The sequence below is a fragment of the Pseudomonas orientalis genome, assembly GCF_002934065.1.
Classification (GTDB): domain Bacteria; phylum Pseudomonadota; class Gammaproteobacteria; order Pseudomonadales; family Pseudomonadaceae; genus Aquipseudomonas; species Aquipseudomonas orientalis_A.
Genome location: NZ_CP018049.1, coordinates 3,513,787 through 3,540,779, shown reverse-complemented (window position 1 = coordinate 3,540,779; position 26,993 = coordinate 3,513,787). Strand labels below are relative to the sequence as shown.

Genomic DNA, 26,993 nt, shown 5'->3' with positions numbered 1-26,993 from the left:
TTAATGCCATGAGCCGAATTGCTCTGAGTTGCGTTGATCGAGCACAGCGGGAAATCCTGACGCTCGAATTAGCGCTTTACCACGCCGCACGGGATTATACGGGTGGCGCCGCTGCAATCGCCGCCACCACCGGCCGCAATGCCACAACGCTGCAACACAAGTTGTCTCCTACGCACCCCTCGCACACGGTCAATATCCAAGAATTTGGCGAGATCCTCGAACTGACCAAGGACCGTCGGATTCTCGACGCTGTGCACAGCCTTGTTGGCGACACGATCTGGCAGGAGCTGGCCGAGTCGTACACCAATGACATGCCCGAAACCCTTACCACCGGGATTGCGCAGTTCTTCCGGCAGGTAGCGGACCTGTCCGAAACTTGGGCCAAGCATATTGGCGACGGCAAAGTCGACGACGGTGAGTTGGCTGAGATACGCCAGTTGGTGTTTCGCGGCATCCAGGGTTTGTTGGGTATGTACAACCGCGCCCGCTACGTCAACCAGACTACTAGTGGGGTGGAACGTGGCTGATATTGCTGACTTTGCAAATGACCTGGTGCAGGAGCGACTTGATCAGGCTTTGGCTGCTCGCGCAGCCCAGCTTTCTGCCACGACCCTGCATTCGTTGATGTTCTGTGATGAATGCGATGAGCCAATCCCGGAAGCTCGTCGGTTGGCACAGCCCGGTTGCACTCACTGTGTTGAATGCCAATCCGCAGACGATCTGAGGGCTTCCCGTTATGCTCAATGAGGTAATTAATCAGTTCGCGGATTATGGTCTTGAGCCTGATCAGCCATTGGTTTTCGGCAAGCTCACTCGCTGCAAAACCACCCAGGACAGGGGCAAGGAGAAAAATGGCTGGTATGTTGTCCACGAACACCGCACCGAGAAGAACGAAACTCTGATATTCGGTAGTTTCGGTGATTGGCGATCTGGCGATACCCAAAAAATCAAAGTAAAGGCCGGACGCATGAGCCCGGAAGAGCGCGAGGTAATGCGTGCTCGACAGGAAGATGCAAAGCGCAAGGCTGCCGAAATCGCGGTCAACGCGTCCCGCCGAGCGGCCAATCGCGCATCGGCATTGTTCCAGCGCATGCCAGAAAAGGGTAAAAGCACCTACCTGGATCGAAAGCAGATCGTAGGCTTTAAGGTTCGCTATGCGCCACGTACAGGCGCATTTTTAGTGCCCATGTGCAACGTGCGCGACCAGATCGTCGGCCTGCAGGTGATCTTCCCCGCGAAGCAAGAGGACACCGGGCGCGACAAAGCGTATTGGCCCTACGGTATGTCGAAGGAAGGCGCTTTCCACTTGATCGGCCCGCACCCTGAACCGGGTGAGCCGGTGCTGGTGTGTGAGGGTTATGCCACGGGTGCAAGCCTGCACATGGCGACTTCGCTGGCTGTCGCCGTCGCCTTCGACGCGGGCAACTTGCTGTCGGTCTCCAAGGCCATGCGCGAACGTTTCCCCGGTTGCCCGCTGATCATCTGTCGTGACGACGACTGGAAGACCAAGCGCCCCAACGGCGATGCCTGGAACCCTGGCGAAGAAAAGGCCAACAACGCCGCTCTGATCGTCGGTGGTCAGGTGGTTGCTCCGGTGTTCTCCGGTGAGCGCGAAACCAAGTGGACCGACTTCAACGACCTGCATATTGCAGAAGGCCTAGAGGCTGTCCGCCGTCAGGTGCTGGCGGTGGTCAGGCCTCCTGCAGCTGGTGGTTGGAAGGATCAATTGGCCCGAACCGAAAACGGATCTTTGATAGCGCACATGCAGAATGTCGAGCTGATTCTTGGCAACGATGAGCGCTGGGCGGGAGTGATCGGCTTCAGCGCGTTCAGCTCAAAAATCGTTAAGTTACGTGCTGCCCCATACGGTGGCGGTGTCGGCGACTGGGCAGATATCGACGACATGCTTGTAATGAAGTGGCTCGCACAACAGTACAACCTTCGGGTCAAGGCCAGCAGCGTGATCGAAGCGGTTAGTGTGGTTGCCCATGATCATGCCTTCCATCCTGTACGCAATTACCTACATGGTCTGGAATGGGACCGTGTTCCACGGTTGGCTACGTGGTTGACTGACATCATGGGCGTTGAAGCAACTGACTACAGTTCGAAGGTTGGTAAGCGCTGGATGGTGTCAGCGGTCGGGCGCGTGATGCAGCCAGGTTGTAAGGCTGACTCGGTGATGATCCTCGAAGGGGCACAGGGCGCTGGTAAATCAACAGCAATGTCTGTGCTTGGCGGTGCCTGGTTTATGGATACACCTTTCGCCCTGGGCGATAAGGACGGCTTCCAGGCGATCCGTGGTAAGTGGATCATTGAGTTGGGGGAGTTGGATAGTTTCAACAAAGCTGAGTCGACCAAGGCTAAGCAGTTCTTCTCTGCTTCGACTGACACCTATCGCGAGAGCTATGGCCGAAGAACGATGGACGTGCCACGCCAGTGTGTTTTTGTGGGTACGACGAACCAAGACGAATATCTCAAAGACGCCACGGGTAACCGGCGTTACTGGCCTGTCGCGTGTACCAAAGTCGATTTGGAACAGTTGCGCGAAGTCCGCGACCAGCTCTGGGCCGAAGCGATGTTCTGTTATCAGTCCGGTGACATTTGGTGGGTCAACCGGGATGAGGCTCCACTATTCGCCGAGGCGCAGGAGTCGCGCTTTGTCGTGGATGAGTGGGAAGGTCCGGTCGTCAAGTGGTTGGAAGAATCTCAGATCGGCGCAACAGCGAGCGGCGAGGATATTTTGGCTGGTGCGTTGAAGCTCGATTATGGCCACTGGGGCAAGCCTGAGCAGATGCGTGTCGGGGCGATCATGCATCGACTCGGATGGCGAAAGGTGCGACTGCCGCCGTTGCCCAAAAGTGGTATTCGGCCATATGCCTACAAGAAGCCAGATCATTGGGGCAATACATCAGCGCTGCAGGTTGATAGCGCACGGGATGAGGAGCCTTGCTTTGATTAAACGAATCGATGAAATGCTCAAGCTCTGGGCGCAGGATCTGCATTCGCCAGTGCCCGAAGGCTCTGGTGGGCCAAGTGGCGGCAACATGATTGCCATGCTGATGGAGTGCAAAGGGGAGTTGATACGCGGCACGCGTGGCAGTCGGGTACTGTTAGATGAATCGGCCGACATCGAGCTCATCGTCAACAAGCACTTGCCGCCGCAGCTGTCGGTCGTCGTGCGTGAACACTACTGCAACCACGAAAGCTTCCTGTCGCAGAAGTACACTCACTGTGGGTGTAGTCGCGATACCTACTATCAGCGCCTGCATGAAGCGCACCTGCACATTGCCGGCATGCTGATGGGGAAGGCTGCGTGACCTTTCGCACACTTCCGCCTACAACTTTCCTACTGTCCGGCCTTGCCCTACCTCAAGTTTGCAAGGTAGGACTGCTGGAGGCCGCGCATTCCGTGGCCTGTCCTACCTCCCTACCTAATATCGCACGACGCACACATGAGCGTAGCGCGTCGCATCACGCGCCGCTGGCGCGCATGCGTTTTTTTAGTTTTCTCTCTTTACACGAGAAAAAGTTAAAAGAGGTAGGGCAGTAGGGCAAGGCCCCGAATTCAGCGGGCTCCAGCTGTCCTACCTCCCTTCTGAATAGTGGGGCAGGTAGGACAGCGCCGGAGGCGCTGGAAGCCGAAATAAAGATATTCACCGACATTGCCTAGGCGTAGACCAGACATTCACCGGGTGGCATTAAAACAGGGTTGCTGCCACCGGAATCCACCTGTAAAAAGTAGTCATCTTCGATAGGTGCGACCGCAAGCAGCGGGACACACCACCACACTAGACCCGGCCATTGCGCCGGGTTTTTGCGTTTATGGGGTAGGGCGATGACAAACGAGCAGCAAGCGCTTATTGAGATGCCGATCTGGATGGTGATCCTGCTATCCCTGATCGGCGGTATTTCCGGCGAGGCATGGCGGGCCGACAAAGCGGGGGTAAGCGGCTGGTCATTGGTTCGCCGCTTGCTGCTTCGATCCGGGGCCTGTGTGGTCTGCGGGCTCTCCACCATGATGTTGTTGCACGCATCGGGCATGTCGGTCCTGGCGGCGGGGAGCATTGGCTGCCTCACCGCGATGGCCGGCGCCGATGTCGCCATTGGCCTGTACGAACGCTGGGCCGCCAAGCGGTTGGGCGTGTGCGATGTGCCGCCCTCGGGCAGCGGGCAGGTCTGATGCTCTGGAGGCAACGAAATACGTTGTCTGTAGAGGGTTGCATCAAAATGGGGCGCCGAAAAGTCGCCAGGGACCCTGGCAGCATTCGAGGGACACGGGGCATGAAACCCGCGGGAAAGCGTTAGCGAACAGTTCACCAGCTTAGTGAACTGAGGTGAACAGGTGAACTAACCCGGATTCATTTGGTGAACAGGACATTCCATCATGACCGTAATCAGCAAAACGGAGTTTGCGGCGCGACGTGGTTGGGCCAAATCGTATGTTTCTAAGCTGGCTAATCAGGATCGGCTGGTGCTGACTCACGACGGCAAAGTCGACCTGGAAGCCACCGAGGCGTTGCTCGCTGACTCTGCTGATCCGAGCAAAGCCGCTGTCGCGGACCGCCACAATCGGCTTCGCCTTCAAAGGGAGGCTCAAAACGCCGCCGAAGAACCTGCGGTGCCGCAGGTTGGGCTGGCGGCAGACTTTCAAAAGTCTCGTGCGCTGCGTGAGCACTACCTGGCACTGCAGGAGCAAGCCAACTTTCACAAACAGCAGGGTTCTCTGGTCGAGCGAGAAGCAGTTGAAACCGGTGCTTACAACGCTGGACGTCTTTTGCGGGATCAGCTCCTAGGAATGTCCCCGCAGCTCGCTCCTGAGCTGGCAGCGATGACTGATCCATGGCAAATCGAGAGGCACTTAACAGCGGCGATCCGCCGTTCTTTAGAAGACGCTGAGCGTATGTCTTCATCCGACCTTGAACATGCACTGAACACGAGTTAAGCCCATGCATACGCAATTGCCTGATGGTAAAGAGGTTTATCGTAATGCGTATTTCCGTGGGCTAAAACCTGACCCGGATATCTGGATTGATCAGTGGGCTGACGAGTATATGCGGATCCCGCGTGACACCGGGGCTGCTGAGCCAGGCCAGTATCGCACCTCACGGACTCCCTACGCTCGTGAACCCATGCAGTGCCTCTCGCCGGCGCATCCCTGCAAGCGTGTGATCACTATGGTCGCATCGCAATTGATGAAAACGCAGATCGGTCTGAACTGGATCGGCGGCCTGATTCATATGGCTCCGTCGAATATCCTCGCGCTGTTACCTAGTCTTGGCCTGGCAAAACGGGTGTCCTCCAGGATCAACAAAACCATCAAAGCCACGCCTGTGTTACGTGAGCGTGTCGCTTCCACCAGATCGCGAGATGCACGCAATACCATGGACACCAAGGAGTTCGAGGGTGGCTCACTTTATGTAACCACTGCGGGATCCGCAGCAAACCTTTCAGAGCTGTCGGCGCGTTATATCTATGGCGATGAGATCGACCGGTGGGAGGTTGACGTAGGCGAAGAGGGCGATCCTATCGAGTTGGCAGAAACGCGGGGCAGTACCTTCGGCCGCAACGCCAAGTTCTATTTCTCCAGTTCGCCGACAATTAAGGGCGCTTCGCGTATCAGCGACCTGTTCGAGTCAAGCGATCAGCGTTATTACTACGTTCCATGTCCGTACTGCGGTCACATGCAAGTACTCGAGTGGGAAAATCTTCTCTATTCTGCAGACTTTAGTGTGGTGCATTACAAGTGCGCAGCGTCCGGGATGGACTGCGACGTGCTGATTGAAGAGCACTTCAAGGGTCAAATGCTGGCCCAAGGTGAGTGGCGTTCCCAGGCTGAAGGCGATGGCGAGACCGTCGGCTTTCATCTGAATGCGCTGTATTCCCCTCCGGGTTGGATGGACTGGCGCACGCTCGCCAGGCAATTCGAAAAGGCAAAAAAAGCTCAAGCAAAGGGCGACCTAGAACCTATGCAGGTGTTCTACAACACTCGTCTAGCTAAGGTTTGGGACAGCGCACAAGAGCAGACCAAGGCATCGGTGCTAATCGAGCGCGCACGGCGGGAAGGTTTCTCCCTCGGTGCGATGCCCGCCGCCGTGATGATGATCACTGGCGCTGTCGACGTGCAGGCTGATCGCCTGGAGTTCATGGCGATGGGCTGGGGCGTCGGCATGGAGCGCTGGGTCATCGACCACAGGGTGATCGCGGGCGATCCTTCGGACGAGCGCACCTGGGCTGTGCTGGATGAACTGCTGAAAAAGCGATACCGGCATCCCTGCGGTGTTGGCCTGGGCATTCTCGCGGTTGCGGTCGACTCGGGTGGTCACCACACCGACGAGGTCTACCAGTTCTGCCGCGTACGACGCTGGCGCAACATCTTCGCCATCAAGGGCGCGAGCAAGCCCGGTAAGCCGGTGATCGCTCAGCGGCCGTCCATGGTCGACGTGACCTGGAAGGGCCAGACCGAACGCGGCGGCGCCGAGCTTTGGTTTGTCGGTACCGACACCGCAAAGGATTGGATCTACAACCGCTACCAGTTCGAGTCCGGTCCAGGGGCTTTGCATTTCGCCAATGACCTGCCGGACGAGTTCTTCGCCCAGTGCGTGGCCGAGCGCAAGGTCGCCAAGTACGTGCGCGGTCACAAGCGTATTGAGTGGATCAAGGGCAAAGCCGAACGAAACGAAGCGCTCGACCTGATGGTGTACTGCCTGGCAATGGCGCATTACCTCGGCATCAACCGGTACCAGGAACATGACTGGGAACGGGTTCGTAACTCGCTGGCCCAGGCCGGTCTGTTCGATGAAAAAGTGATTGAGGCTGAACGCGTGACAGTGGTCGAGCAGTCCCCTGCGCCGCCGCAGCCGGCACCGCAAGCCGTCGCTTCGGTCGTTCAACCGCGACCCGCTGCAACCCCACAACGCCGCAGCTCAACCAGCGGTTACCTGAAGAGACGCTGATATGTCGTTTACCCCGAAGCACCTCGAAGCCATCGAGCGCGCCATTGCACGCGGTGAAAAGACCGTGCGCTACAGCGACCGCACGGTGGAATACCGTTCCATCGATGAACTGCTCAAGGCTCGTGACGAGATCCGCACGTCGCTGAGTCAAGCCGCCGGGCCGCGCTCTCGCGTGGTTCGGCTCATGCATGGAGGCAAAGGACTCTAATGGCACGACACTATCCGACGCTGACCCGTAATGGATTCTTGCTGCCGTCGAACATCAAGGCCAGTTACGAAGGCGCGGGTGAGGGCCGACGCTCGGCCGGTTGGGAAGCCACCGACAACGGCATCAACAGCATCAACACCCCCGCCCTGCGCAACCTGCGGGCACGTTCGCGGGCGGCGGTGCGCAATGACCCGTACGCCTTCAATGTCATCGACAAGCGCGTCAGCAACCTGATCGGCACCGGCATCACGCCCAGGCCGACCACGGATGACGCTGAACTGCGCAAACTCCAGCAGCAATTGTGGGACGACTGGGTTGACGAAGCGGACGCCGATGAACTGACCGACTTCTACGGCATGCAGGCCCTGGTCGCGCGCACGGTTGAAACGGCCGGTGAGTGCTTTGTGCGATTGCGGCCGCGCAGCCTCAGTGAGGGGCTAGCGGTGCCGCTACAACTGCAGGCGCTGGCACCTGAATTTGTCCCACATGACAAGTTCGAGACGGCCAAAAACGGCAACGTCATCCGCGCCGGGATCGAGTTCAACCCGGCCGGCAAGCGCGTAGCGTATTGGATGTACTTGTCGCACCCACGCGATTCATCGTCGCTGAATGCCGGGTACAACCAGTTGGTGCGGGTGCCGGCGACGCAGGTGCTGCACATCTTCGAACCGATGGAGCCAGGGCAACTTCGCGGTGTGCCGCGTCTGGCACCGGTATTGAAAAGATTGCGCAGCCTGGACAACTACGATGACGCGGTGCTGTTTCGCCAGGAGGTGGCAAATCTGTTTGCTGGCTTCATCAAGCGCCCCGCGCCGGACAGCGGGCATCAACCGCGTGACCCAGTAACGGGGCAACTGCTGACCACCGACCGCGACGGCTTCACACCGATGGTGGCCCTGGAGCCCGGCACCATGCAGGAGCTGGGGCCAGGTGAAGAGGTGGAGTTCTCCAAACCACCGGACGCCGGCAACAACTACCCGGATTTCATGCGGCAGCAGCTGATGGCTGCGGCGGCGGGTTCGGGCACCCCGTACGAGATCCTTACCGGCGATATGCGCGAGGTCAACGACCGGGCGCTGCGGGTAGTGCTCAACGAGTTCCGGCGGCGCCTGGAGCAACTGCAATTCGGCGTTTATGTGCATCAGCTGTGTCGTCCGGTGCGTGCCGCCTGGATGGACATGGCGGTGCTGTCCGGCGCCCTAGTGCTGGATGACTACGCGCAACGTCGGCGCGAATACCTGCGCACACGCTGGGTGCCACAAGGCTGGGCCTACATTCAGCCGGTGCAGGACGTCCAGGCGCGGCGGATGGAAGTGCAGGCGGGCTTCGGTTCGCGCAGTGAGATGTGTCTGCGCAACGGCTACGACGCGGAAACCATCGACGCGGAAAACGCGGCCGACCTCGCCAGGTCCACGGAACTGGGCCTCAACTACACCACGCTTGATGCCATCGAGCCGATTGATGACAAGGAACAACCATGAGTAAAAAAGCGATCCCGCGCATTTATGACAAGGCTGGCAAGCAGGTAAAAGTCGCGGATAAAAGTTGGTACACCTTCCAGGCCAGCGGTGAAGCCGAGCAACAGACCATTGAGGTCTTTGTATACGGCGAGATCGGCACCTGGGGTGTCAGCGCTAATCAGTTTGTGCAGGACCTGCGGGCCATGGATGACGGCGTTTCCCCTGTCGTTGTGGCGTTCAACAGCATCGGCGGCGACCTGTTCGACGGCCTTGCTATTCACAACGCGCTGTCGCGCTTGGGCGAGCGCTGTACCGGGCGCATTGATGCGCTGGCGGCCAGCGCGGCCAGTGTTGCCGTGTGTGGCGCTCACCGGGTGGTCATCGCGGCCAATGCCATGCTGATGATCCATAACCCCTACACCTTTACCGGCGGTGATGCCGAGGACTTCCGGCGTGTTGCCGACGTGCTGGACCAGACTCTGGAAGCGATCATCGCGGCCTACAAGTCCAAGGCGCCGGACATCGACGAGGTCGAGCTGCGGCGCATGGTCAACGCCGAGACCTGGCTGACAGCCAACGAAGCAGTGGCCCTGGGCTTGGCAGATGAAGTGGGCGACGGGCTGAAAGTGAAAGCCTGCCTCGGTCAGGGCAGCGTGTTGCAGCGCTTCCAGAATGCCCCGGCTGAATTGCTGGCCCAGTTGGACGAAGAGCCGGATGTCGAGCCGACTGATCCTGTAAACCCTGCGGATCCAGCACCCCTATTGGATGCTGTCGGATTGGCGTTGATGGTCACCAAGGGGTGTGCGGCGGCAGGCATCAGCAACCTGGTGGACCCGATACTCGCTTCGACGAAGCTAGAAAGTGAAGCGGTAGTCACTGCGGCGCTGACCAAGGCGAAAGCGCTGCACGGTCTCTGTGTTGCGGCACGATTGCCAGAACTGACTGGCGAGTTCATCACTGCCGGCCTGGATGAAAGCGCTGTCAGGGCGCGCCTGTTCGACAAGCTGGTGAGCAGCGGCGGTGGCTTTGAAATCAACAACAGTCTACCTCTGGACGACGACCCTGAACTCAAGGTCAAGGCAAAGCAGGTTGACACCCATGCAATCTGGTCCGGCCGTCAGGCGGTTCAGAACGGAACGAAAGGAGTAAGAGCATGAAAATTGAATCGATGCACGCGGGCGAGTTCCTGCTGTCCGAAGGCCCCGGCACTATTTCACGCGAAGCAATCAACGTCGCCGCCGGGCCGGCGTTGGAGCCGGGCCAGATCCTTGGGCTGGTGACTGCTACGGGCGAGTTTGCACCCTATCAGCCGACAGCTGAGGACGGCTCTGAAAACGCCATCGCGATCCTCTACGGCCCGCTGGGGCAGTCTGATGTGGTCCGTCGCGGCCGCGCCATCGTGCGTCAGGCCGAAGTCAGCGAAGCTCATTTGACCGGCCTCGACCCCGCAGCCGAAAAGGCCCTGGCCGCCCATTTCGTGATCGTCCGTTAAGACGCTCACCTCATTTATCCATCCCGCCGAGTGCGGGATTTTTTGTTTCTGGAGAGTACCCCCATGGCCGATATCGCCATTTTTGAAGACGATGCGTTCAGCGTTTCCTCGTTGACTGCCGCAATCAATGAGCAGGAATACCTGCCGGGCCGCATCAGCAGCCTTGGCCTGTTCCGCGAAGAGGGCATTAGCACGCTGACCGTGCAGATCGAGAAGGACGGCGACACCCTTGCGTTGGTGCCAGCGGGTGAGCGTGGTACCTCGGGCCTGGTGGTCGGCGCGACTAAGCGTATGTTGATTCCGTTCAACACCGTGCACCTGCCGGAACGCTTCACCATCAAGGCAGATGAGATCCAAGGCATACGCGCCTTCGGCTCTCTCACCGAGTTGCAGGCCGTGCAGGACGTAGTCAACAAACGTCTGGGTAAGGCACGCCGCCAGTTGGATGCCACCCACGAATTTCAACGCATGGGTGCATTGAACGGGAAGGTGTTGGACGCGGACGGCAAGACCGTACTGTTGGACATCCATGACCGTTTCGGTGTCGAGCGACAGAAGCTTCCCATGGAACTGGGCAACCCGGACACTGATGTCCGTGTTAAGTGTGGCGAAGCCTTGGATATGCAGGAGGACGCTTTGGGCAACGTCACTACTACCGGCTCCCGCGCCTTTTGCGGCAAAAACTTCTGGAACAAGTTGCTCGACCACGAGTCGGTCAAAGAGACATACCTCAACACCATGCAGGCCGCGTCTCTGCGTGGCGATGCCCGTGAAAGTTTCGAGTTCGGCGGAATCGTCTGGGAGCGTTATCGCGGCAAGGTTGCTGGCGTTGCGTTCGTCCATGACGACAAGGCACTTCTGGTCCCCGAGGGCGTGCCTGACCTGTACATCTCGTCCTTCGCACCGGCCGACTACATGGAAACGGTCAACACCCAGGGCATCCCGTACTACAGCAAGATCGAGCCGCTTCCTTTCAACAAGGGTGTCGCCGGGGAAGCCCAGTCCAACCCGCTGCACCTGTGCACGCGGCCTCGCGCGCAGATCCTGCTGGAGATGTGATCGTGGCCTTCCGCGATCTGATCGACGACATCGACGAAGTGGTCTTCGAAACACTGGGCGATAGCGCACGGATCGAGGGCCGCGAAGAGCCGGTGCTTGGTATGTTTGCGGCGCCCTGGTTGCAGCCGAAGCTCGGCAAGCTCAATACCGGCTTGCGTGAGCCTCGGTTTGAGATCCGCGTCAGTGATTCGGAAGGCTTGAAACGCGGGCTTTTGGTCAGCATCGACTTGCCCGCCCTGGACGGCGGCGGCGATTACGACTTGCTGCAGCTGGAGCCGAGCGGCGACGGTCTTGTCGCCTTGATCCTGAGGCTGCGCCCATGAGCATCGGTAGCTACGTCAAACCCTCGGCCGGCGGCGGGATGATCTCGATCCAGTCATCAGCTGCAGATCTCCAGGAATTTCAGGACTTCGCCAAGTTGGTGCCCAAGGCAGCTGCTGCGGCCCACCGACGCGCGATCAACAAGACGTTGGGCTGGTTGCGCACGCACATTGCCCGCGCAGTCAGCAGGCAGGAGCGCATTGCTGTCGCGGCAGTGCGTCAACGGTTACGCAGCTACCCAGTATCCGGCGGGGCATCGAGCGGCAAGCTGTGGTTCGGCTTGAATGCCATCGAGTCCAGCCGGATCGGCCGGGCGAGGCAAACCGGCAGCGGTGTGTCGGTTGCGGGAAGGCGTTACCAAGGCGCATTTCTCAAGAAGGTCTACGGCAACAAACCAGACATTTGGATTCGCACTGCGAGCAAGCACTTCAATGCTGATGATTATCCAGACAGCACGGTGTCACCTGGTCGCGGTGCAAGTTCTGGATGGGTCGCAGAAAATGGAAATCGCTTTCCATTAGCGAAAGCCAAGGTATCTCTGGAACAAGCCCGTCCGCACTTTGAAAGCTGGGTACAAAAGGCGGACGAGCGTCTGTTGGAGATCCTGCAGCAGGAGCTCAACTTCGAACTACAGAAATACTTGAAGAGGATCGGTTAATGGCTGACCAACCTTTTAGCCTGGACCAGCTTTACCGGGCGGTTGAGCAACACCTGGTGAGCCATCTGCAAGGGGTTCAGACGGTAAGTGCCTGGCCGGACATTCAGGATCGCATCGCTTTACCAGCGGTCTTTCTGGAGCTGGCCGAGATCGAGCCCGGTACCGATATCGGCACGGGTGAAACCACATTGGTGTGTAAGTTCGAGGCACGTATCGTCGTCGACCCGATCTATCCTCTGCATCAGCAGCAGGCGGTGCAGTTGGCTACCCAACTTGCGGTCCTACTCCGGGCTCAGACCTGGGGGCTGGAAGTCGAGCCGGCAGAGTTCGTTCAGGCACTACAGGACTGGACCCAGCCAGTGTTGGATGGTTACACCGTTTGGCTGGTGGAGTGGACGCAGCAGGTGTACCTCGGCCCTGAAAAGTGGCCTTGGCCCGATCAGCCGCCCGGCATGCTGTTGTTTGGCTTTAACAACGACGTCAAAGAGGACTTTGTTCCAGCGGAGGACTTGTGAGCGGCTATGTTGCTGCCCAGCACGACCGCATGCTTGCGGGGGTGGTCAAGGATTGTTTTGTGGTAGCAGTCGACTTGGCTGCCTCTCCGCCGGTGTGTCGGGTTTCGGACGGCGAATGGACTAGCGCCTGGGTGCGCTGGCACAGCGTCGCCGCCGGCAAGGCCAGGCATTGGAGGGCTCCGTCTCTGGGTGAGCAGGGGACATTGGTCAGTGCCAGCGGTGACGTGTCACAGGGCACGTTCATTCCGGGATTGTATGGCAACGCGGGTCCGCCACCGGATAACCGGGATCATGTGGAAGTGTGGCGGTTTGATGATGGCGGCTCGCTGATTTACGACTGGCAGGCCAAGAGCTACAGCATCACCCTGCCGAGCGGTACGGTGACCATCAAAGTCGCCAGTACAGAAGTGGTCGTGACGGACAGCGCCGTGAACGTGACCACCGGCAACATCAATCTGAAAGCAGCGGTGATGATCGACGGGGCGTTACACGTCACGAAAGGCATCACCAGTGCCGGTGCGATCATCGACGCTGGTGGCAACAGCAATCACCACACACATTAATTTCAACCCACAAACAGCCCGCCCAGTGCGGGCTTTTTCATATCTGGGGTTTGCCTTATGAGTAAGTCTAGAACTGATAGCGATTCTGCCGAGGCCATTGTGGTTCCGGGGTTGAAGCCGGCACCGCTGGGTTTCCCCGTTACTGCTGAAGCGGTTGAGTCCATCGGAACAGCGCGTGTTTTTCGCGACAAGGTTTTCACCTCGCGGACATTGATCCTACCCGGCGGCGGGACGCTTCCTGTTGTTGCTGGTCGAGTTACCGCATGTGGTGATGATCAATTTGCGTTCTTGAAAGCGCATCCAGATCTGGAGCAATTGAAGGAGTAATGACAATGATCGGAATGGATCGCCACACCGGCCAACCCATTTCCGGCATCGCGCACTTGCGGCAATCGGTTCCAGACATTTTGGGTACGCCGTTGGGCAGCCGGCGGCATCGGATGGATTACGGCAGCAAGCTGCGGCGATTTGTTGACTTGCCCGTTACTGACGGCTGGAAAAGCGCCGTACAGGCGGAAGTCGCCCGCTCACTGGGTCGCTGGGAGCCGCGATTGAAGCTGGATCAAGTGCGCGTCATTTCCGTTATCGGCGGGCAAATTAACCTGAAGATCGTCGGGCAGTACCTGGGCGACAGCGTCACGCTGGAGGTGGCCGTATGAGTATAGTGGACCTGTCGTCGTTGCCGGCGCCGACCGTGTTGGAACCGCTCGACTTCGAAGAGGTTTTTCAGGAGGGGCTGGGCGTCTTTCGCGGATACATGGGCGGCAACTGGACTGCCGCGCTGGAGAGCGATCCGGTGCTTAAGGTGCTGGAGGTTGGCGCTTACATCAAGGTCGGCAACCGCGCCCGAGTCAATGACGCCGGCAAAGCGGTATTGCTGGCGCACGCCATACGCGGTGATCTCGATCACCTGGGTGCCAACGTCAACCTCAAGCGCCTGATCATTCAAGCTGAGGATCTGCTGGCCTTTCCGCCGGTTCCAGAAGTCAAAGAAGACGACGATGCGTTCCGAGAGCGCATCCAGTTGGCCTATGAGGGACTGACCACGGCCGGCCCGCGTAACAGCTACATCCTGCATGCGCGTAACGCCTCGGGGCTGGTGGCGGATGCCACGGCCGAAAGCCCGGCGCCTTGCTACGTGACGGTAACGGTGCTGGGATTGGACGGGGAGGGGGAGGCTTCTCCGGAGTTGCTCGCCACGGTGGCAACCGCGCTGAATGACGACGATGTGCGGCCGGTGGGGGATAGGGTGACTGTTCAGAGCGCCCAGGTGATCCGCTACCAAATCAAGGCGATCCTGCACATGACCAGCGCGGGCCCAGAAGCTGATGCCAGTTTAGCTGAAGCGAAAAGTCGATTGGCGGCGTGGATCAATCCGCGTAAACGGCTAGGCGTTGAAGTAGCGCGTTCCGGCGTAGACGCTCAGTTACACGTTGCCGGCGTTTCTCGGGTTGAGCTGGTCGGCTGGCAGGACTTGGCCCCGACCAAAGCTCAGGCGGCGTACTGTACGGGCTACACCGTGACGCTGGCGGCTTGACATGAAAAGCCTACTGCCGATCAACAGCACGCAGCTCGAACGGGCCATGGAGGCTACGTTTTTCGAGAAAACGATTGTCCCGCTTCGCGACCTCTACAACGCTGATACCTGCCCGGTACATTTGCTGCCGCATCTGGCATGGGCATGGTCTGTGGATCGCTGGGATTACCGATGGACCGAGGCGACCAAACGCGCCGCCATCAAGGCCTCTTATTACATACATGCCCACAAGGGCACCATCGGCGCGTTACGCCGTGTGGTAGAGCCTCTGGGCTACCTGATCGAGATTATCGAGTGGTTCAACATGAGGCCCGAAGGGACCCCAGGCACCTTTGCGTTAAAGGTCGGGGTGTTGGACACCGGTATCACTGAGGAAATGTATCAGGAGCTGGAGCGGCTGATTGATGACGCCAAGCCCGTCAGCCGTCATCTGACAGGGCTGGCGATTAGCCTGGAATCCACCGGGGCTATAAACATTTTTGCAAGCATATCTGACGGAGAAGTTATTGATGTTTATCCGCCGGTACTTAGTGACATCGAGGTGACAGGTTTTATCGGAAGCGGGATTCGAGAATGCTCCATAGATGAAATAGAAGTTTATCCTCCTGCGCCTGAACCTATCTCGGTTGACTGCTATGTCGGGGTGCCTGGTCGCGAACATTCCATAGACCATTTGGACATATACACATGATTGATGCTAATTCGAAGTTTTTCGCGTTACTGACGGCGGTTGGCGAGGCAAAGCAAGTTAAGTCAGATGCAGGGCTGCTAACTTGGAAGCTGACCCATATGGCTGTAGGGGACGCAAACGGTACTGACCCTATCCCTGATCGCTCACAGAAAACACTGATTAATGAGCGCCGCCGGGCTCCATTGAATAGCCTGGAGCCTCATCCGACTAACCCTGGGATCCTTGTAGCCGAGCAGATTATTCCGGCGGATGAAGGTGGGTTCTGGATTCGCGAATTGGGGCTTTTCGATTCTGACGGAGATTTGGTCGCTGTAGCCAATTGCGCGCCCAGTTATAAGTCGCTGCTAGCCCAAGGGTCTGGTAAGACACAAGTTATACGGATGAACTTTGTGGTTTCAAGTTCTACGAATGTCGTGTTGTTGATAGATCCGGCTGTTGTAAACGCTACTCGAAAGTATGTTGACGACTCGGTGGCGACTGCGGTCAACAGGCTTGATTTTAAACATTCGGCATTAGTTGCTACCACGGCCCCAGTGGTCCTGGCGGGCGTTCAAGCTATCGACGGTTTCGCGGTGCCTGCGGGTTCTAGGGTGCTGGTTAAAGATCAAGTTCAGGCAAAGGACAACGGGCTGTACCTGGTCAGCGCTGATTCGTGGGTGCGCACGGTTGATGCGGACACCAGCGATAAGGTTACGCCTGGTTTGCTTGTCACAGTCGAGCGGGGCACAGCTAATGCTGACACGGTCTGGCAACTAATCACCGATGGCCCCATTGTTCTTGGGACAACACCTCTAGCCTTTCAATGGACGGCAGGGCAAAACGTTCCAACGCCGCCCGTTGATGACAGGTCCAAACGTAGCGCCAATACCGAGTCTGTACGGGCTCAAATCGAAAGCCCCAAGCAGGCGTTTCCTGTGCACGTCTTTCGGAGAAACCGACTGATCAATGGCGCGTTTCAGGTCTGGCAGAGGGGTAAGTCTGGCGTTATTGGCAAAGCCAACGGTGATCCGGAAAGTGCGTTTGGCCCGGACCGATGGATGATTTACAGCCCTAAAAACGCTGTATGTAATTGGAGCCAACTCCCCGTTGAAAGGGATGCCAACATCAACGAGGCGAAATTCGGCCTACGACTCTCACGGCAAGGTGAAGGCCAGGGTTGGAATCTTAGTCAGCGCATCGAGAACGTCGAAACGCTAGCCGGTGGAAAGGTCACAGTTTCGTTTTATATGAAAAGCAGTGTGCCACATACCTGTGCTGTAATTCTCCGACAGAACTTCGGGGTGAACTCAACCGAGCCTAACGTCGATGTGGGTACTTCGGTGGAACTGACAACGGTCTATAAAAAATACGTTGTCACTCTCGACTTGGGCGCCGTGGTGAACAAGAACAAGGGAGTCGCCAACGACTTCCTCGAACTTATCTTTGCCAGTTGGGGAACGGGTGCGCACTACACCGACATTACCAATGTCCAGATTGAGGCTGGCAGTGTTGCGACTCCATATGACTATCGGACCTACCAAGAAGAACACCGTGCCTGCCTGCGCTATTTTGAAAAGTCTTTCCTGCAGGATCACCCTCTTCAATCGAATAATGGACCATCGACCTGCATAGCGAGCTTCACACAGGCAGCTGCTACGCAATCATCACAGTCAGCTTTGCGTATGGACTTTCGGGAAATCAAACGTGTTGTTCCCACCTTGAGGTTGTTCTCGCCTGGTGAGCAAACATCGGAAATATGGGCGCAATCCATCGGCAAGCCATGCACGCAGACCAATATTCAAAGCCTGTGGGCGACGGGGTTTGCGTTGTCGTGTGTGCCGCCAAGCGGGTCAGGTCCAGGGTTCACGCTTCAAATCGAGTGGACGGCAGATGCTGAACTTTAAAGGTGGTCTATATGGATAATCTTCAATACAAACATAGTCCGGCGGGTGTGCGGCGCCTGCCTGATAACGTGTTTATCCCCAATGATGTAGGTAATAAAGATTGGGTCGCATACATGGATTGGGTGGCTGATGGCGGCCAGACATTGCCGCTGTCGACCGCTGATGATGACGCCAATGCCGAACGCCGCTGGCGTGACGGTGAGCTGGAATCGGTCAAATGGTTGCGCGAGCGTCACCGTGATGAGGTCGAGTTAGGCAGTTCGACGTCATTGTCCACGGATGAATATGGGGAGCTGCTGGCCTATATGCAGCTGCTGCGCGACTGGCCTCAATCATCGAAGTTTCCGGTTCAGAAATACAGACCCAAAAAACCAAGCTGGATCGCCGTTCAAACCCAATAACGCCCCGTACTGTCGGGGCGTTTTGCATTCCGCCACACGTAATACCTACACCCTCCCGGCCTCGCTTATGCGGGGCTTTTTCGTTTCTGGAGCACTAGCTTTATGAGTTTCTTTCACGGCGTTACTACGACTGATGTCAAGACAGGCGCGCGCACTATCTCCTTGCCATCGTCTTCTATCATCGGGCTTTGCGACACCTTCACCCCAGGCGTCCTCGGCGGCGGTACCGCCAAGGCAGGCGAGCTCAAGTTGATCACCACCGAGCGCGAGGCAATTGCTGCCTTCGGCGTCGACTCGGCGATCACCAGGGCTTGTAAAGCGATCTACGCGAAAGCCAAGGCGGTGATCGTTGCCATCGGCGTTCCGAAGCTCGAAGACGCGGCGCTGCAAACCTCGGCGATCATTGGCGGCGTTCTGGCCTCGGGTCAGCGTACCGGGCTACAAGCCTTGCTCGATGGTAAAAGTCTGTACAACGCGCAGCCGCGGCTGTTGATTGCGCCGGGTCACACGGCCACTCAGGCTGTCGCCACCGCGCTTGATGGCCTGGCGCAGAAGCTGCGGGCAATCGGCATTCTTGATGGTCCTGGCACCACGGATGAGGCAGCGATGCTTTATGCCGATAATTTTGGCAGTCGCAACCTGTTCATGGTCGATCCGGGCGTTCAGTACTGGGACACCGAGTCCAGCAAGACAGTTGATGCGCCGGCCTCCGCCTGGGCGGCGGGGCTGTTCGCCTGGACCGATGCTGAATACGGCTTCTGGGCTTCGCCGTCTAACAAAGAGTTCACCGGTCTCACTGGTACGACCCGAGCTGTCGAGTACCTGGACGGCGACGAGACGTGCCGGGCCAACCTGCTGAACAACGCCAACATCGCGACGATCATTCGCGACGACGGCTATCGCTTGTGGGGGAACCGCACGCTGTCGAGCGATCCGAAGTGGGCATTCGTCACGCGCGTTCGCACGCTGTTCATCCTTATGGATGCCGTGCAGGCCGGCCATAAATGGGCTGTTGACCGCTCAATCACCAAGACCTACGTCAAGGACGTGACGGATGGGCTGGATGCGTTCATGCGCGACCTTAAAGCCCAGGGCGCGATTATCAATTTTGAGGTGTTCCCGGACACCGAGCTGAACACTGCCAGCCAGATCGCCCAGGGCAAAGTTTATTGGCGCATCCGCTTCACCGACGTGCCGCCGGCAGAAAACCCGAATTTCCTTTTCGAAGTCACCGATCAGTGGATGACCGAAGTTCTTGAAGCAGCCTAAGGGGCCTAGTTAATGATTCCTCAAACTTTGTTTAACACGAACCTGTTTGTCGACGGCGTCAACTTCGCCGGTGACGTGCCAAGTCTTACGCTGCCTAAGCTGACCACCAAGAACGATGATTATCGTGCTGGCGGCATGGCAGGTTCAATTGAGATGGACCAAGGCTTGGAAAAAATGGAGGCGTCCTTTGTTACCAAGGGCGTGCGACGTGAGTCGTTGAAATTCTTCGGTTTGGCCGATGGCACCGCGTTCAACGCGACGTTCCGGGGCGCGTTCAGGGGCCAGAAAGGGGCTGTCACGGCCGTCGTCGCCACCCTGCGTGGTCGCCTTAAAGAACTGGACCTGGGCGACTGGAAAGCCGGTGACCCCGCCGAGATCAAGCACGCCGTGGCGGTCGCTTACTACAAGCTCGAAATCGATGGGCGCCTCATGTACGAAATCGACATGGTCGCCGGTGTTCAGGTGATCGACGGCAAAGACCAACTCCTTGAAGTGCGCACCGCACTCGGCATGTAAGGGAATAGATCCAAATGAATAAAGCAACGTCTAAAGCAGTACCGGCTTGGCTATCACTCACTGCGCTTGCAGCCGTGGTAACGCTCACTCGACCTACCAATGCCAACGGCGTGCTGGTCGAAACATTGACCTTGCGGGCCCCGCTGGTACGGGAAGTGCGGGCAGCCGACCGCGCTTCTAGCGGCGACGAAGAACAGCGAGAGCTGATGTTGTTTGCTGGTTTGGCTGAGGTGGGAGTTAAGGATCTTGAGGGCCTGAAGCTGGCGGACTACCGCCGTGTTCAAGCCGCTTATGCGCACTTGGTGCCTGATACCGACTATTCGGAGTCAATGCCGTCGTGGCTGTCGGTCAACACTGATCGCGTCCAGGTCACCCTGACCTGCCCGAGCGTAATCAATGGTGTATCAGTTGATACCTTGGCCCTGCGCTCCCCAACAGTGGGTGATGTGCGCGCCGCTAATCGTGACGCGGGCGCGGACGACGAACAGCGGGAGCTGATTTTGTTTGCTGCGCTTGCCGGTGCGCCTGTCGCCGATCTGGAGGGCCTGAAGCTGGTGGATTTTAATCGCCTGCAGGCCGGCTATTTTCGTCTGGACCAAGACGACGGGGTTTAACCCTCACGTCATAAAGATGGCCGCGAAACGTCTGGCAGCGGAAACAGGATTTTCCGCTGCTGAGATTTTGTCGATGCCGTTTGCAGAAATGGTTTGGTGGCTCACGGACTGAGCCGCCTTCGATAAGGCTATCCAAATGAGGGCCATGAAATGGCGAACAAAATTGCCCTCGGGCTGGTGATCGGCGGCGCCGTCAGTTCGACAGTCGGTGCTGCGTTTAAAGATGTAACAGGGCGCATCAAGCGTCTTGAGGCTGAAGGCAACAAGGCGCGTGTCCTGCAGCGCACTATCGGTGACACCATTCGCCTGCGCGACGAGTGGAAGAAAGCCCACGACAGCGGATCAGAGGGCGCGTCCAAGTTGTTGGGCCGGTTGAACTCCAACCTCGATAGTTTGAAAAAACAGGGAATCGAAGTCGGCCGACTGGAGAAAGCCTATCGCTCTATGGGCCAGACCGCCATCAAGGCCGAGCTCAAAGCTAAGGGGCATCAGCAGATCGATGCTGGCAGGACTGGCATGAAAAGCGCTGTCGGCGCCGCTGTCGTTGGCGTCGGTGTGCTGGCAGTTCCAACGAAGGTCAGCGCTGACTTTGGGGCCATTGTTCGTGACATCGCGATCAAGGCCGGCATTGCCAACAAACCGCAAGAGCAGGAGATGTCGCGCAAGATCATTGATACGTCGCGCGACACGGGCATGGCGCGTAACGATGTAGCCGATGTGGTTAACCAATTGGTTGGCGCCGGCATGGATTTGAGCAAGGCCCTGGAATATGCGCCAGTCGCGGCCAAGTTCGTCGTGGGGCAAGGGTCAAGCGGTGTTGATACAGCAAAGATGATCAACGCACTGGGGCAGAATGCCAGGATCACAGATCCTAGGCAGATGCAGCAGGCCCTGGAAGCAATTGCCTACCAAGGGCAGGCAGGTAGCTTTGAAGCGGCCGACATGGCTAAGTGGTTTCCTGAGCTGTTGGCGAACATGGGCAGCCTCGGCATTACCGGCATGGATGCGGTTACACAATTGGGTGCCATGCTGCAAGTGCAGATGAAATCTGCCGGCGGCGCCGATGAGGCGGCAAACAATCTCAAGAACTGGATGGGCAAAATCGGCTCTGGCGACACCGTCAAGGCGTATGCAAAGGCGGGTATTGATTACAAAGGGTCGATGCAGACCGGTTTGCAAAACGGTATGTCCACCCTTGAAACCAGTATGTCACTGGCGCAGAAGTACATTCAGGCCACGGATCCGAAGCGCGCGGCGGCGATGGCTGAGGCGACGGCGAAGATCAGCAAGGAGTCCGACCCGGAGAAAGCCAAGGCCATGATGGCCTCGCTGGAAGAGTCACTGCGTACCGGTGACCTGTTCGCTGACATGCAGGTAAAGGCTGCGCTTTCTGCCTATATGCAGAACAAGGCGCTGTACAGCCAGCTTAAAAACGAATCGGGCGATGCAACGGGCATTCTCGACAAAAACCTCAGTGAGCGACGTGAGGCTTCTTCGCAGAAGTGGGCCGAAATGGCCCAGTCAATGGATGACGCCATGCGCAGCGTCGGGGACGCCCTGCGCCCGGTGACAGACACCGTGGCGGAAGGACTGACCAAAGTCACCAGGGGTATTACCTCGCTGTCTGACAGCGCACCAGGTGTGGTGACGGGCATCGCGGCGGTCGGTGGAGGGCTTGTTGCGCTCAAGGGGCTGCTCAGTTCGTTCAAAATCGCTAAAGGTTTGCTCAACGTCGCGCGGGGATCGTTGGGTGGCAAATCCGGCGAAGTGCAAAAGGTCTTTGTGACTAACTCCAAGGAGGGCGCAGGGGGCGTTGGAAAGGGCGGCGAAGCAAAAGGCAAGACCGGCAAGGCCCTGTCGTTAGTTGAGACTGGGCTCAAGACAATAGCCGCTCTCAAGGGTGAATCGGTTGATGGTGAGGGAAAGGATGAGAGTAAGACCGGTAAGCTAGACATCGTCGCGACTGGCCTCAAAGTGGTTTCGCTGGCTAAAGAAGCGGTATCTGACGATGACGGCGCGAGAGGTGAAGAGGCTGCGGCGATTGGCGACGGCGTCCAAAAGGTCTTCGTCGTTAACTTGAGTAAAATGGGGCCTGCTGGGGGGCCAGGTGAAGCCCGCCGTCGTGGTCGAAGTTCAAGACGTAATATCCCGCGACGTCGGCCGACCTCGCTGCGTGCTCGGATGCCGGCGCCGCGTCCGCCGGTACCACGGCCTGCCATACCGGCTCCGCGTCCGCCGCTGCCACGGCCTGTAGCAGCGGCACCGCGTCCGCCACTGCCACTGCCACGGCCTGCAGCGGCGGCGCCGCGTCCGGCACTGCCACTGCCACGGCCCGCAACAGCGGCACCGCGTCCGCCGGTACCACGGCCTGCAGCAGCGGCTACGCGTCCGCCGCTGACACGGCCTGCAGCAGCGGCTCCGCGTCCGCCGCTGACACGGCCCGCAGCAGCGGCTCCGCGTCCGCCGCTGCCACGGCCTGCAGTAGCGGCTCCGCGTCCGCCGCTGCCACGGCCTGCAGCACTGGCTCCGCGCCCGCCGCTTCCACGGCCTGCAGTACCGGCTTCGCGTCCGCCGCTGCCACGGCCTACAGCGCCGGCTCAGCGTCCAGCGCTGCCACGTCCTGCAGCACCGGTCCCGCGTCCGCTTATTCCACCAGTTTCGATTCCAAGCGGGGCGATAGCGAAACTGGGCGGGGTTGTGCAAGCGGTCGGTAAGATCGGTAAAGCCGCCAAGGCAATACCTGGTGGCTCGCTCATCGAGGCCGGCGCCATGGCCTTTGACACCTATGAAAATGCTAAGACCAAGGACGAAAAAGCCGAGGGTTATGGCGCGGCCGCTGGCAATCTCGCCGGTACTATGGCCGGTGCTGCTGCAGGAGCGGCTATTGGCTCGGTGGTGCCTATCATCGGCACCGCTATTGGTGGTCTGGTAGGCGCTTACTTAGGGAGCATTGGTGGTTCGGCGCTGGGCAGTGCTGCAGGTAAGTCGTGGTTCGGAGGGGAGGACGAAAAGCCCGCGCCACCGGTAACGCCGTTGCTGATGGCGCCTCGACCGGGCCCAGCCATTCCAAGCTTGGCCGCCATGGGCAAGTCATTCAACCGGGCGGACGGTACGGGTGCATTGCTGATGGCACCTGCACCGCAAGCGCCGGCCCTGGGTGATGTAGCGCGCTCTCTGGCCGTGTCAGCGCCGACCAAACCAGCGGCTGCAGCGATCCAGCCCAAAGAGCCGGAAAAGCCTGTCCCTGCCAAAGTGGATCAGCAGTTTCAGTACTCGCTGAATATGCCGGTTACGGTGCAAGGGGATGTGAAAGACCCACAACGCTTGGCTCAGGACCTCATGCCGCATATGCGGCTAATGATGGCTGACGCGGCGAAACAAAATGCCGCAAAGCTGTACGACGAACCGCACCTGTAAGGAGGGCCTATGGCTTATATGGAACAGATGCAGTCGGGCCTCAAGTACCTGGTTGAGGCCGGGGAGGCTGGCAGACGTAGCGCTGACGGCATGCTTGGACCTGTTAACGGCGCGATAAGGGAACTCACGGGGGCCGCGTCCGAGCTGGAAAATATTCCGTTCGTGGGGCCTGCTGTCGGTGCCAAGCTACAGCGGGTGATGCGCGGCGTGGATGCAGCACAGGCCAAGGCCGGCCAGGTGCTGGCTGTGTACGGACGTGCGACACGCGCCGCCACCGAGGTGCAGGATCGGATGGGCACGCTCAAGGAGCAGGCGGGTAAGGCTGCAACAGCGATCAACAAGATCGCCGGCAAGGTTAACCCCTCGTTGGCAAACATCGTTCCCACCAGTGCATTTTCCATGGATGCCACACCGGCGCCGGAAGCGGTGAAGCCGTTCCCGCACCTGCTGATCATCCAGCCCAGGGATCCTAAGATTCAGCCTTATTATTTCAACTTGGATACGGCGGCTTTCGATGAATTGACTCGCTCGACTGAATTCCGGTGGGCTTCACAGGAGCGGCTATCGCGGCGCCCGGCGCAGCAGGCCGTGGGCATGGGCGATGAAAAGCTCACACTCAAAGGTACGATTTATCCGGGCTTCAAGGGCGGCCTCAAGCAGCTCGACACTTTACGCACCATCGGTGGGCGCCTGCAGCCGCTCACTCTGACCACGGGTTATGGCGAGGTCATTGGCACCTGGTGTCTTAAGTCGATCAACGAGGAGCAGGGCGCGCTGATGCACGGCGGCATTCCGCGTAAACAAGTATTCACTCTGGAGTTCACGCGCTATGGCGACGACATGCAGAACGTCTGACGGGGACATGCTCGATGTCATATGCAATAACTTTTACGGGCACTTGAACGGCAGTGTTGAGGCGGTTCTGGACGCCAATCAGGGGTTGGCAGACGAACCCCAGCCTTTCCGCGCTGGTGTGGTGATCGTACTACCGGATCTGCCAGCCCCGGCCGAGGAAGGGATTAGCTTGTGGGACTGACTCCGAACGGCACCGCCTGCAGCTCGCTGCGTTAAGCGTAAGGAAACCTTTTATTCAGCCCGCCTTGTGCGGGTTTTTCTTTGGGAAAAACCAATGACCCCAACTTTCCGTATCGTTGCCGACGGTGCCGATATTACGTCCAAGATCAATGACCGACTGTTGTTGCTTAGGACTTCTGACAAGCCGGGTATGGAGTCCGACGAGTTTGAATTGCGTATCGATGACCGGGACGGCCAGGTGCAGTTGCCCCGGCGCGGTAGCTCAATCGAGATTTATCTGGGCTATGCCGAAACGTCATTGATGCGCCTAGGCCTTTACGCGGTCGACACGGTAGAAGTTTCCGGCCCGCCGGACACGATTGTGATCAAGGGTAAAGCCAGCGATATGCGCGGCAGTGGTAAGACTATCCGCAGCGGAAGCTGGGAGAATGCGCCGTTGTCGAAGATCGTGGCCGACATCGCGGCTCGAAATGGCTGGCAGGCAGGCTGTCCGGTGGCGACGAAGGTCGCTCGGGTGGATCAGCTCAACGAGTCCGACTTTAATTTCATCACGCGCCTGGCTAAGCAATACGATTGCACGGCCAAGGTCGCAGATGGCAAGTTGTTGGTGATGCCGCGCCAGGGAGGGCAGACAGCCAGCGGCAAAACGGTCGGGGCGATCACGTTAACCCGCAGCGATCTCAGTCGCTGGCAGTTCAGCTTGGGGGATCGCAATTCGCACAAAGCCGTGGCGACTAAGCATCAGAACAAAAATGACGGCAAGTTGGCGGTGGTCACCATCGACAACGATGACGCCCCAGACGGCTTGCCGGCGGTGCACACGGATCGGCATATCTATCCGAACAAGACTGCTGCTGAATCAGCAGCCAAGGCAAGGTTGGCGGCATTCAATCGATCGACCGCCGACGTGCGTTTCGAGATGCCTGGCAGGACTGACATTTTTGCCGAGCGACTGATCAACGCCCAGGGCTTCAAGGTCGGGCTGGATGGCGAATACCTGGCGGATTCGGTGGAGCAGGTGTTTACCCAATCTGGCTGGTCGACCACGGTCGAGTGCAATGCCGGCAAGAAAGGCAAATCCAAGGGTAAGAAAAAGAAGGAAACGAAGCCGCTCAAGGTCGTGAGCGTCGAGAAGCTGTAATGCAATCCATCGCCGCCTGAGTGCGGTATTTTTTTGTCCGGAGTTTTTATGCCCATCACTGAGCAACAGCTGCAACACATCATGCCAAACGCCCGCCGCCAAGCGGGCGTTTTTGTATCTGCCCTGAACGCCGCAATGGCGCATCGGCAGATCAATACACCGAAACGCCAGGCCGCTTTCCTGGCGCAGCTTGGTCACGAGTCTGGTCAACTGCAGTACGTCCGCGAGCTGGGCGGGGATCAATACCTGAGTAAATACGATACCGGCACTCTGGCTGCCAAGCTTGGTAATACGCCAGCTGCAGATGGTGATGGTCAGCGCTATCGTGGCCGAGGGTTGATCCAGGTGACCGGGCACGATAACTACCTGCGCTGCAGCCTGGCACTGTTCGGCGATGAGCGATTGTTGCGCACCCCCGAGCTGCTCGAGCAGCCGCAATGGGCGGCAGAGTCGGCGGCGTGGTTCTGGTCTGTAAACGGGCTGAATGCGCTCGCGGATCAGGACCAGTTCAACACCATCACTCGCCGGATCAACGGCGGCCTTAATGGTCTGGAGGATCGGCTGCAGTTGTGGGCTAGGGCGAGGGCCGTGTTATGCGTCTCTTCGATCTGATCCCCGCGCAGTTCCGTATCGCCGCTATCGGCTTGCTGTTGTTGGTGGTGGTCGCAGGATCCGCAGCATTGGCCTGGACTGCTCAGGACTGGCGTTATGGCAGCGTGCTGGAGCGGCAAGCCCGGCTGCAGGCGGACACCCTCAACGAAATATCCCAAGCGTCTGCTGCTTTGCAGCGTACCGAGCAGGACAAGCGCCATGCCCTGGAGCTCCGCCTGCAGGACAAAGACGAAACCCACTACAAGGAATTGACCGATGAGCAAATCAAGCAGGTTCGTCTGCGTGATCGCCTGGCTACTGCTGATCTGCGGCTGTCAGTCGTACTCGCCGCCACCGAAACCACCGGCAGCTGTTCAGTGCCAACCACCACCGCCACCGGCCGCGTGGTTCATGGCACCACAAGAGCCCAACTTGACCCAGCGCATGCTCAACGAATTATCGGAATCACCGATGCCGGCGACCGAGGATTGATCGCCCTGCGGGCCTGTCAGGCTTACGCAAAAGAAGTTTCTACACCGAAGTAAAAGGAGCGGCCGGGCAGGATGCGTCAACATCCAACCCGGCCACCTTCCCCGCAGATCATCCCTGCAAGTCCAGCCAAGGCTCCTGCTTCGTGCACAAAGCGGAGCGAGCCTAGCACTGTTTATC

The 26,993-nt window shown here is 58.5% G+C and carries 31 protein-coding genes; all 31 read left to right on the top strand.

What is annotated here, in order from left to right:
• The first annotated feature begins 8 nt into the window (after positions 1-8).
• Positions 9-527, top strand: a complete 519-nt coding sequence (locus BOP93_RS15775) for a phage regulatory CII family protein (RefSeq protein ID WP_162303218.1) — start codon at positions 9-11, stop codon at positions 525-527.
• Positions 520-747, top strand: a complete 228-nt coding sequence (locus BOP93_RS15770; RefSeq protein WP_104503379.1) for a TraR/DksA C4-type zinc finger protein — start codon at positions 520-522, stop codon at positions 745-747. The genes BOP93_RS15775 and BOP93_RS15770 overlap by 8 nt, the downstream gene beginning before the upstream one ends.
• Positions 737-2,959, top strand: a complete 2,223-nt coding sequence (locus tag BOP93_RS15765; RefSeq protein ID WP_104503378.1) for a VapE domain-containing protein — start codon at positions 737-739, stop codon at positions 2,957-2,959. Before BOP93_RS15770 ends, BOP93_RS15765 begins: the two co-directional genes overlap by 11 nt.
• A complete protein-coding gene (locus BOP93_RS15760; RefSeq protein WP_069672305.1) occupies positions 2,952-3,317 on the top strand; it encodes a hypothetical protein in 366 nt (121 codons plus the stop codon). Before BOP93_RS15765 ends, BOP93_RS15760 begins: the two co-directional genes overlap by 8 nt.
• Before the next feature lie 518 nt (positions 3,318-3,835).
• Positions 3,836-4,180 (top strand): phage holin family protein, encoded by a 345-nt coding sequence (locus BOP93_RS15755; protein ID WP_104503377.1) that lies wholly within the window; start codon positions 3,836-3,838, stop codon positions 4,178-4,180.
• 204 nt (positions 4,181-4,384) lie between these two features.
• Positions 4,385-4,942, top strand: a complete 558-nt coding sequence (locus tag BOP93_RS15750; protein WP_104503376.1) for a terminase small subunit — start codon at positions 4,385-4,387, stop codon at positions 4,940-4,942.
• A 4-nt stretch (positions 4,943-4,946) separates the two neighbouring features.
• Positions 4,947-6,953, top strand: coding sequence for a phage terminase large subunit family protein (locus tag BOP93_RS15745; RefSeq protein WP_104503375.1), 2,007 nt, complete (start codon positions 4,947-4,949; stop codon positions 6,951-6,953).
• Position 6,954: 1 nt separating this feature from the next.
• Complete coding sequence (locus BOP93_RS15740) at positions 6,955-7,161, top strand: phage head-tail joining protein (RefSeq protein WP_059397074.1); 207 nt, start codon at positions 6,955-6,957, stop codon at positions 7,159-7,161.
• The gene (locus tag BOP93_RS15735) at positions 7,161-8,642 is read left to right on the top strand and encodes a phage portal protein (RefSeq protein ID WP_104503374.1); all 1,482 of its coding nucleotides are present in this window, start codon (positions 7,161-7,163) and stop codon (positions 8,640-8,642) included. Before BOP93_RS15740 ends, BOP93_RS15735 begins: the two co-directional genes overlap by 1 nt.
• Positions 8,639-9,778 carry a head maturation protease, ClpP-related gene (locus BOP93_RS15730; protein WP_104503373.1) on the top strand — a complete coding sequence of 380 codons (1,140 nt, stop codon included), beginning with the start codon at positions 8,639-8,641 and terminating at the stop codon, positions 9,776-9,778. Before BOP93_RS15735 ends, BOP93_RS15730 begins: the two co-directional genes overlap by 4 nt.
• Positions 9,775-10,113: a head decoration protein gene (locus tag BOP93_RS15725; protein WP_059397071.1), complete on the top strand. Its 339-nt coding sequence runs from the start codon at positions 9,775-9,777 to the stop codon at positions 10,111-10,113. The genes BOP93_RS15730 and BOP93_RS15725 overlap by 4 nt, the downstream gene beginning before the upstream one ends.
• Positions 10,114-10,176: 63 nt before the next feature.
• Positions 10,177-11,172, top strand: coding sequence for a major capsid protein (locus tag BOP93_RS15720; protein ID WP_104503372.1), 996 nt, complete (start codon positions 10,177-10,179; stop codon positions 11,170-11,172).
• Positions 11,173-11,174: 2 nt separating this feature from the next.
• Positions 11,175-11,495 carry a head-tail joining protein gene (locus tag BOP93_RS15715; RefSeq protein WP_046071190.1) on the top strand — a complete coding sequence of 107 codons (321 nt, stop codon included), beginning with the start codon at positions 11,175-11,177 and terminating at the stop codon, positions 11,493-11,495.
• The gene (locus BOP93_RS15710) at positions 11,492-12,151 is read left to right on the top strand and encodes a hypothetical protein (RefSeq protein WP_104503371.1); all 660 of its coding nucleotides are present in this window, start codon (positions 11,492-11,494) and stop codon (positions 12,149-12,151) included. The genes BOP93_RS15715 and BOP93_RS15710 overlap by 4 nt, the downstream gene beginning before the upstream one ends.
• Entirely contained in the window at positions 12,151-12,666 is a 516-nt protein-coding gene (locus BOP93_RS15705; RefSeq protein WP_104503370.1) for a hypothetical protein, read from the top strand. The genes BOP93_RS15710 and BOP93_RS15705 overlap by 1 nt, the downstream gene beginning before the upstream one ends.
• A gap of 29 nt (positions 12,667-12,695) precedes the next feature.
• Positions 12,696-13,229, top strand: a complete 534-nt coding sequence (locus BOP93_RS15700) for a phage baseplate assembly protein V (RefSeq protein WP_104505298.1) — start codon at positions 12,696-12,698, stop codon at positions 13,227-13,229.
• Between the two features lie 57 nt (positions 13,230-13,286).
• Entirely contained in the window at positions 13,287-13,556 is a 270-nt protein-coding gene (locus tag BOP93_RS15695) for a hypothetical protein (protein WP_104503369.1), read from the top strand.
• Positions 13,557-13,561: 5 nt separating this feature from the next.
• Entirely contained in the window at positions 13,562-13,888 is a 327-nt protein-coding gene (locus tag BOP93_RS15690) for a GPW/gp25 family protein (RefSeq protein ID WP_104503368.1), read from the top strand.
• A complete protein-coding gene (locus tag BOP93_RS15685; protein WP_104503367.1) occupies positions 13,885-14,766 on the top strand; it encodes a baseplate assembly protein in 882 nt (293 codons plus the stop codon). Before BOP93_RS15690 ends, BOP93_RS15685 begins: the two co-directional genes overlap by 4 nt.
• 1 nt (position 14,767) lies before the next feature.
• A complete protein-coding gene (locus BOP93_RS15680) occupies positions 14,768-15,457 on the top strand; it encodes a phage tail protein I (protein WP_104503366.1) in 690 nt (229 codons plus the stop codon).
• Positions 15,454-17,340, top strand: a complete 1,887-nt coding sequence (locus BOP93_RS15675; protein ID WP_104503365.1) for a phage tail protein — start codon at positions 15,454-15,456, stop codon at positions 17,338-17,340. The genes BOP93_RS15680 and BOP93_RS15675 overlap by 4 nt, the downstream gene beginning before the upstream one ends.
• An 11-nt stretch (positions 17,341-17,351) precedes the next feature.
• Positions 17,352-17,741, top strand: a complete 390-nt coding sequence (locus BOP93_RS15670) for a phage tail assembly chaperone (RefSeq protein WP_237140362.1) — start codon at positions 17,352-17,354, stop codon at positions 17,739-17,741.
• A gap of 102 nt (positions 17,742-17,843) precedes the next feature.
• Positions 17,844-19,010, top strand: a complete 1,167-nt coding sequence (locus tag BOP93_RS15665) for a phage tail sheath subtilisin-like domain-containing protein (RefSeq protein ID WP_104503363.1) — start codon at positions 17,844-17,846, stop codon at positions 19,008-19,010.
• A gap of 12 nt (positions 19,011-19,022) precedes the next feature.
• Complete coding sequence (locus BOP93_RS15660; protein WP_104503362.1) at positions 19,023-19,526, top strand: phage major tail tube protein; 504 nt, start codon at positions 19,023-19,025, stop codon at positions 19,524-19,526.
• Positions 19,527-19,540: 14 nt separating this feature from the next.
• Positions 19,541-20,140 (top strand): phage tail assembly protein, encoded by a 600-nt coding sequence (locus BOP93_RS28050; RefSeq protein ID WP_104503361.1) that lies wholly within the window; start codon positions 19,541-19,543, stop codon positions 20,138-20,140.
• 150 nt (positions 20,141-20,290) lie between these two features.
• A complete protein-coding gene (locus BOP93_RS27865; RefSeq protein WP_104503360.1) occupies positions 20,291-23,557 on the top strand; it encodes a phage tail tape measure protein in 3,267 nt (1,088 codons plus the stop codon).
• Positions 23,558-23,566: 9 nt separating this feature from the next.
• Positions 23,567-24,412, top strand: a complete 846-nt coding sequence (locus BOP93_RS15645) for a phage tail protein (RefSeq protein WP_104503359.1) — start codon at positions 23,567-23,569, stop codon at positions 24,410-24,412.
• Positions 24,387-24,593 carry a tail protein X gene (locus tag BOP93_RS15640; protein WP_104503358.1) on the top strand — a complete coding sequence of 69 codons (207 nt, stop codon included), beginning with the start codon at positions 24,387-24,389 and terminating at the stop codon, positions 24,591-24,593. Before BOP93_RS15645 ends, BOP93_RS15640 begins: the two co-directional genes overlap by 26 nt.
• A gap of 93 nt (positions 24,594-24,686) precedes the next feature.
• The gene (locus BOP93_RS15635) at positions 24,687-25,733 is read left to right on the top strand and encodes a phage late control D family protein (protein ID WP_104503357.1); all 1,047 of its coding nucleotides are present in this window, start codon (positions 24,687-24,689) and stop codon (positions 25,731-25,733) included.
• A 48-nt stretch (positions 25,734-25,781) separates the two neighbouring features.
• The gene (locus BOP93_RS15630) at positions 25,782-26,345 is read left to right on the top strand and encodes a glycoside hydrolase family 19 protein (protein WP_104503356.1); all 564 of its coding nucleotides are present in this window, start codon (positions 25,782-25,784) and stop codon (positions 26,343-26,345) included.
• Positions 26,327-26,869, top strand: coding sequence for a lysis system i-spanin subunit Rz (locus BOP93_RS15625; protein WP_104503355.1), 543 nt, complete (start codon positions 26,327-26,329; stop codon positions 26,867-26,869). Before BOP93_RS15630 ends, BOP93_RS15625 begins: the two co-directional genes overlap by 19 nt.
• Positions 26,870-26,993: the final 124 nt, after the last annotated feature.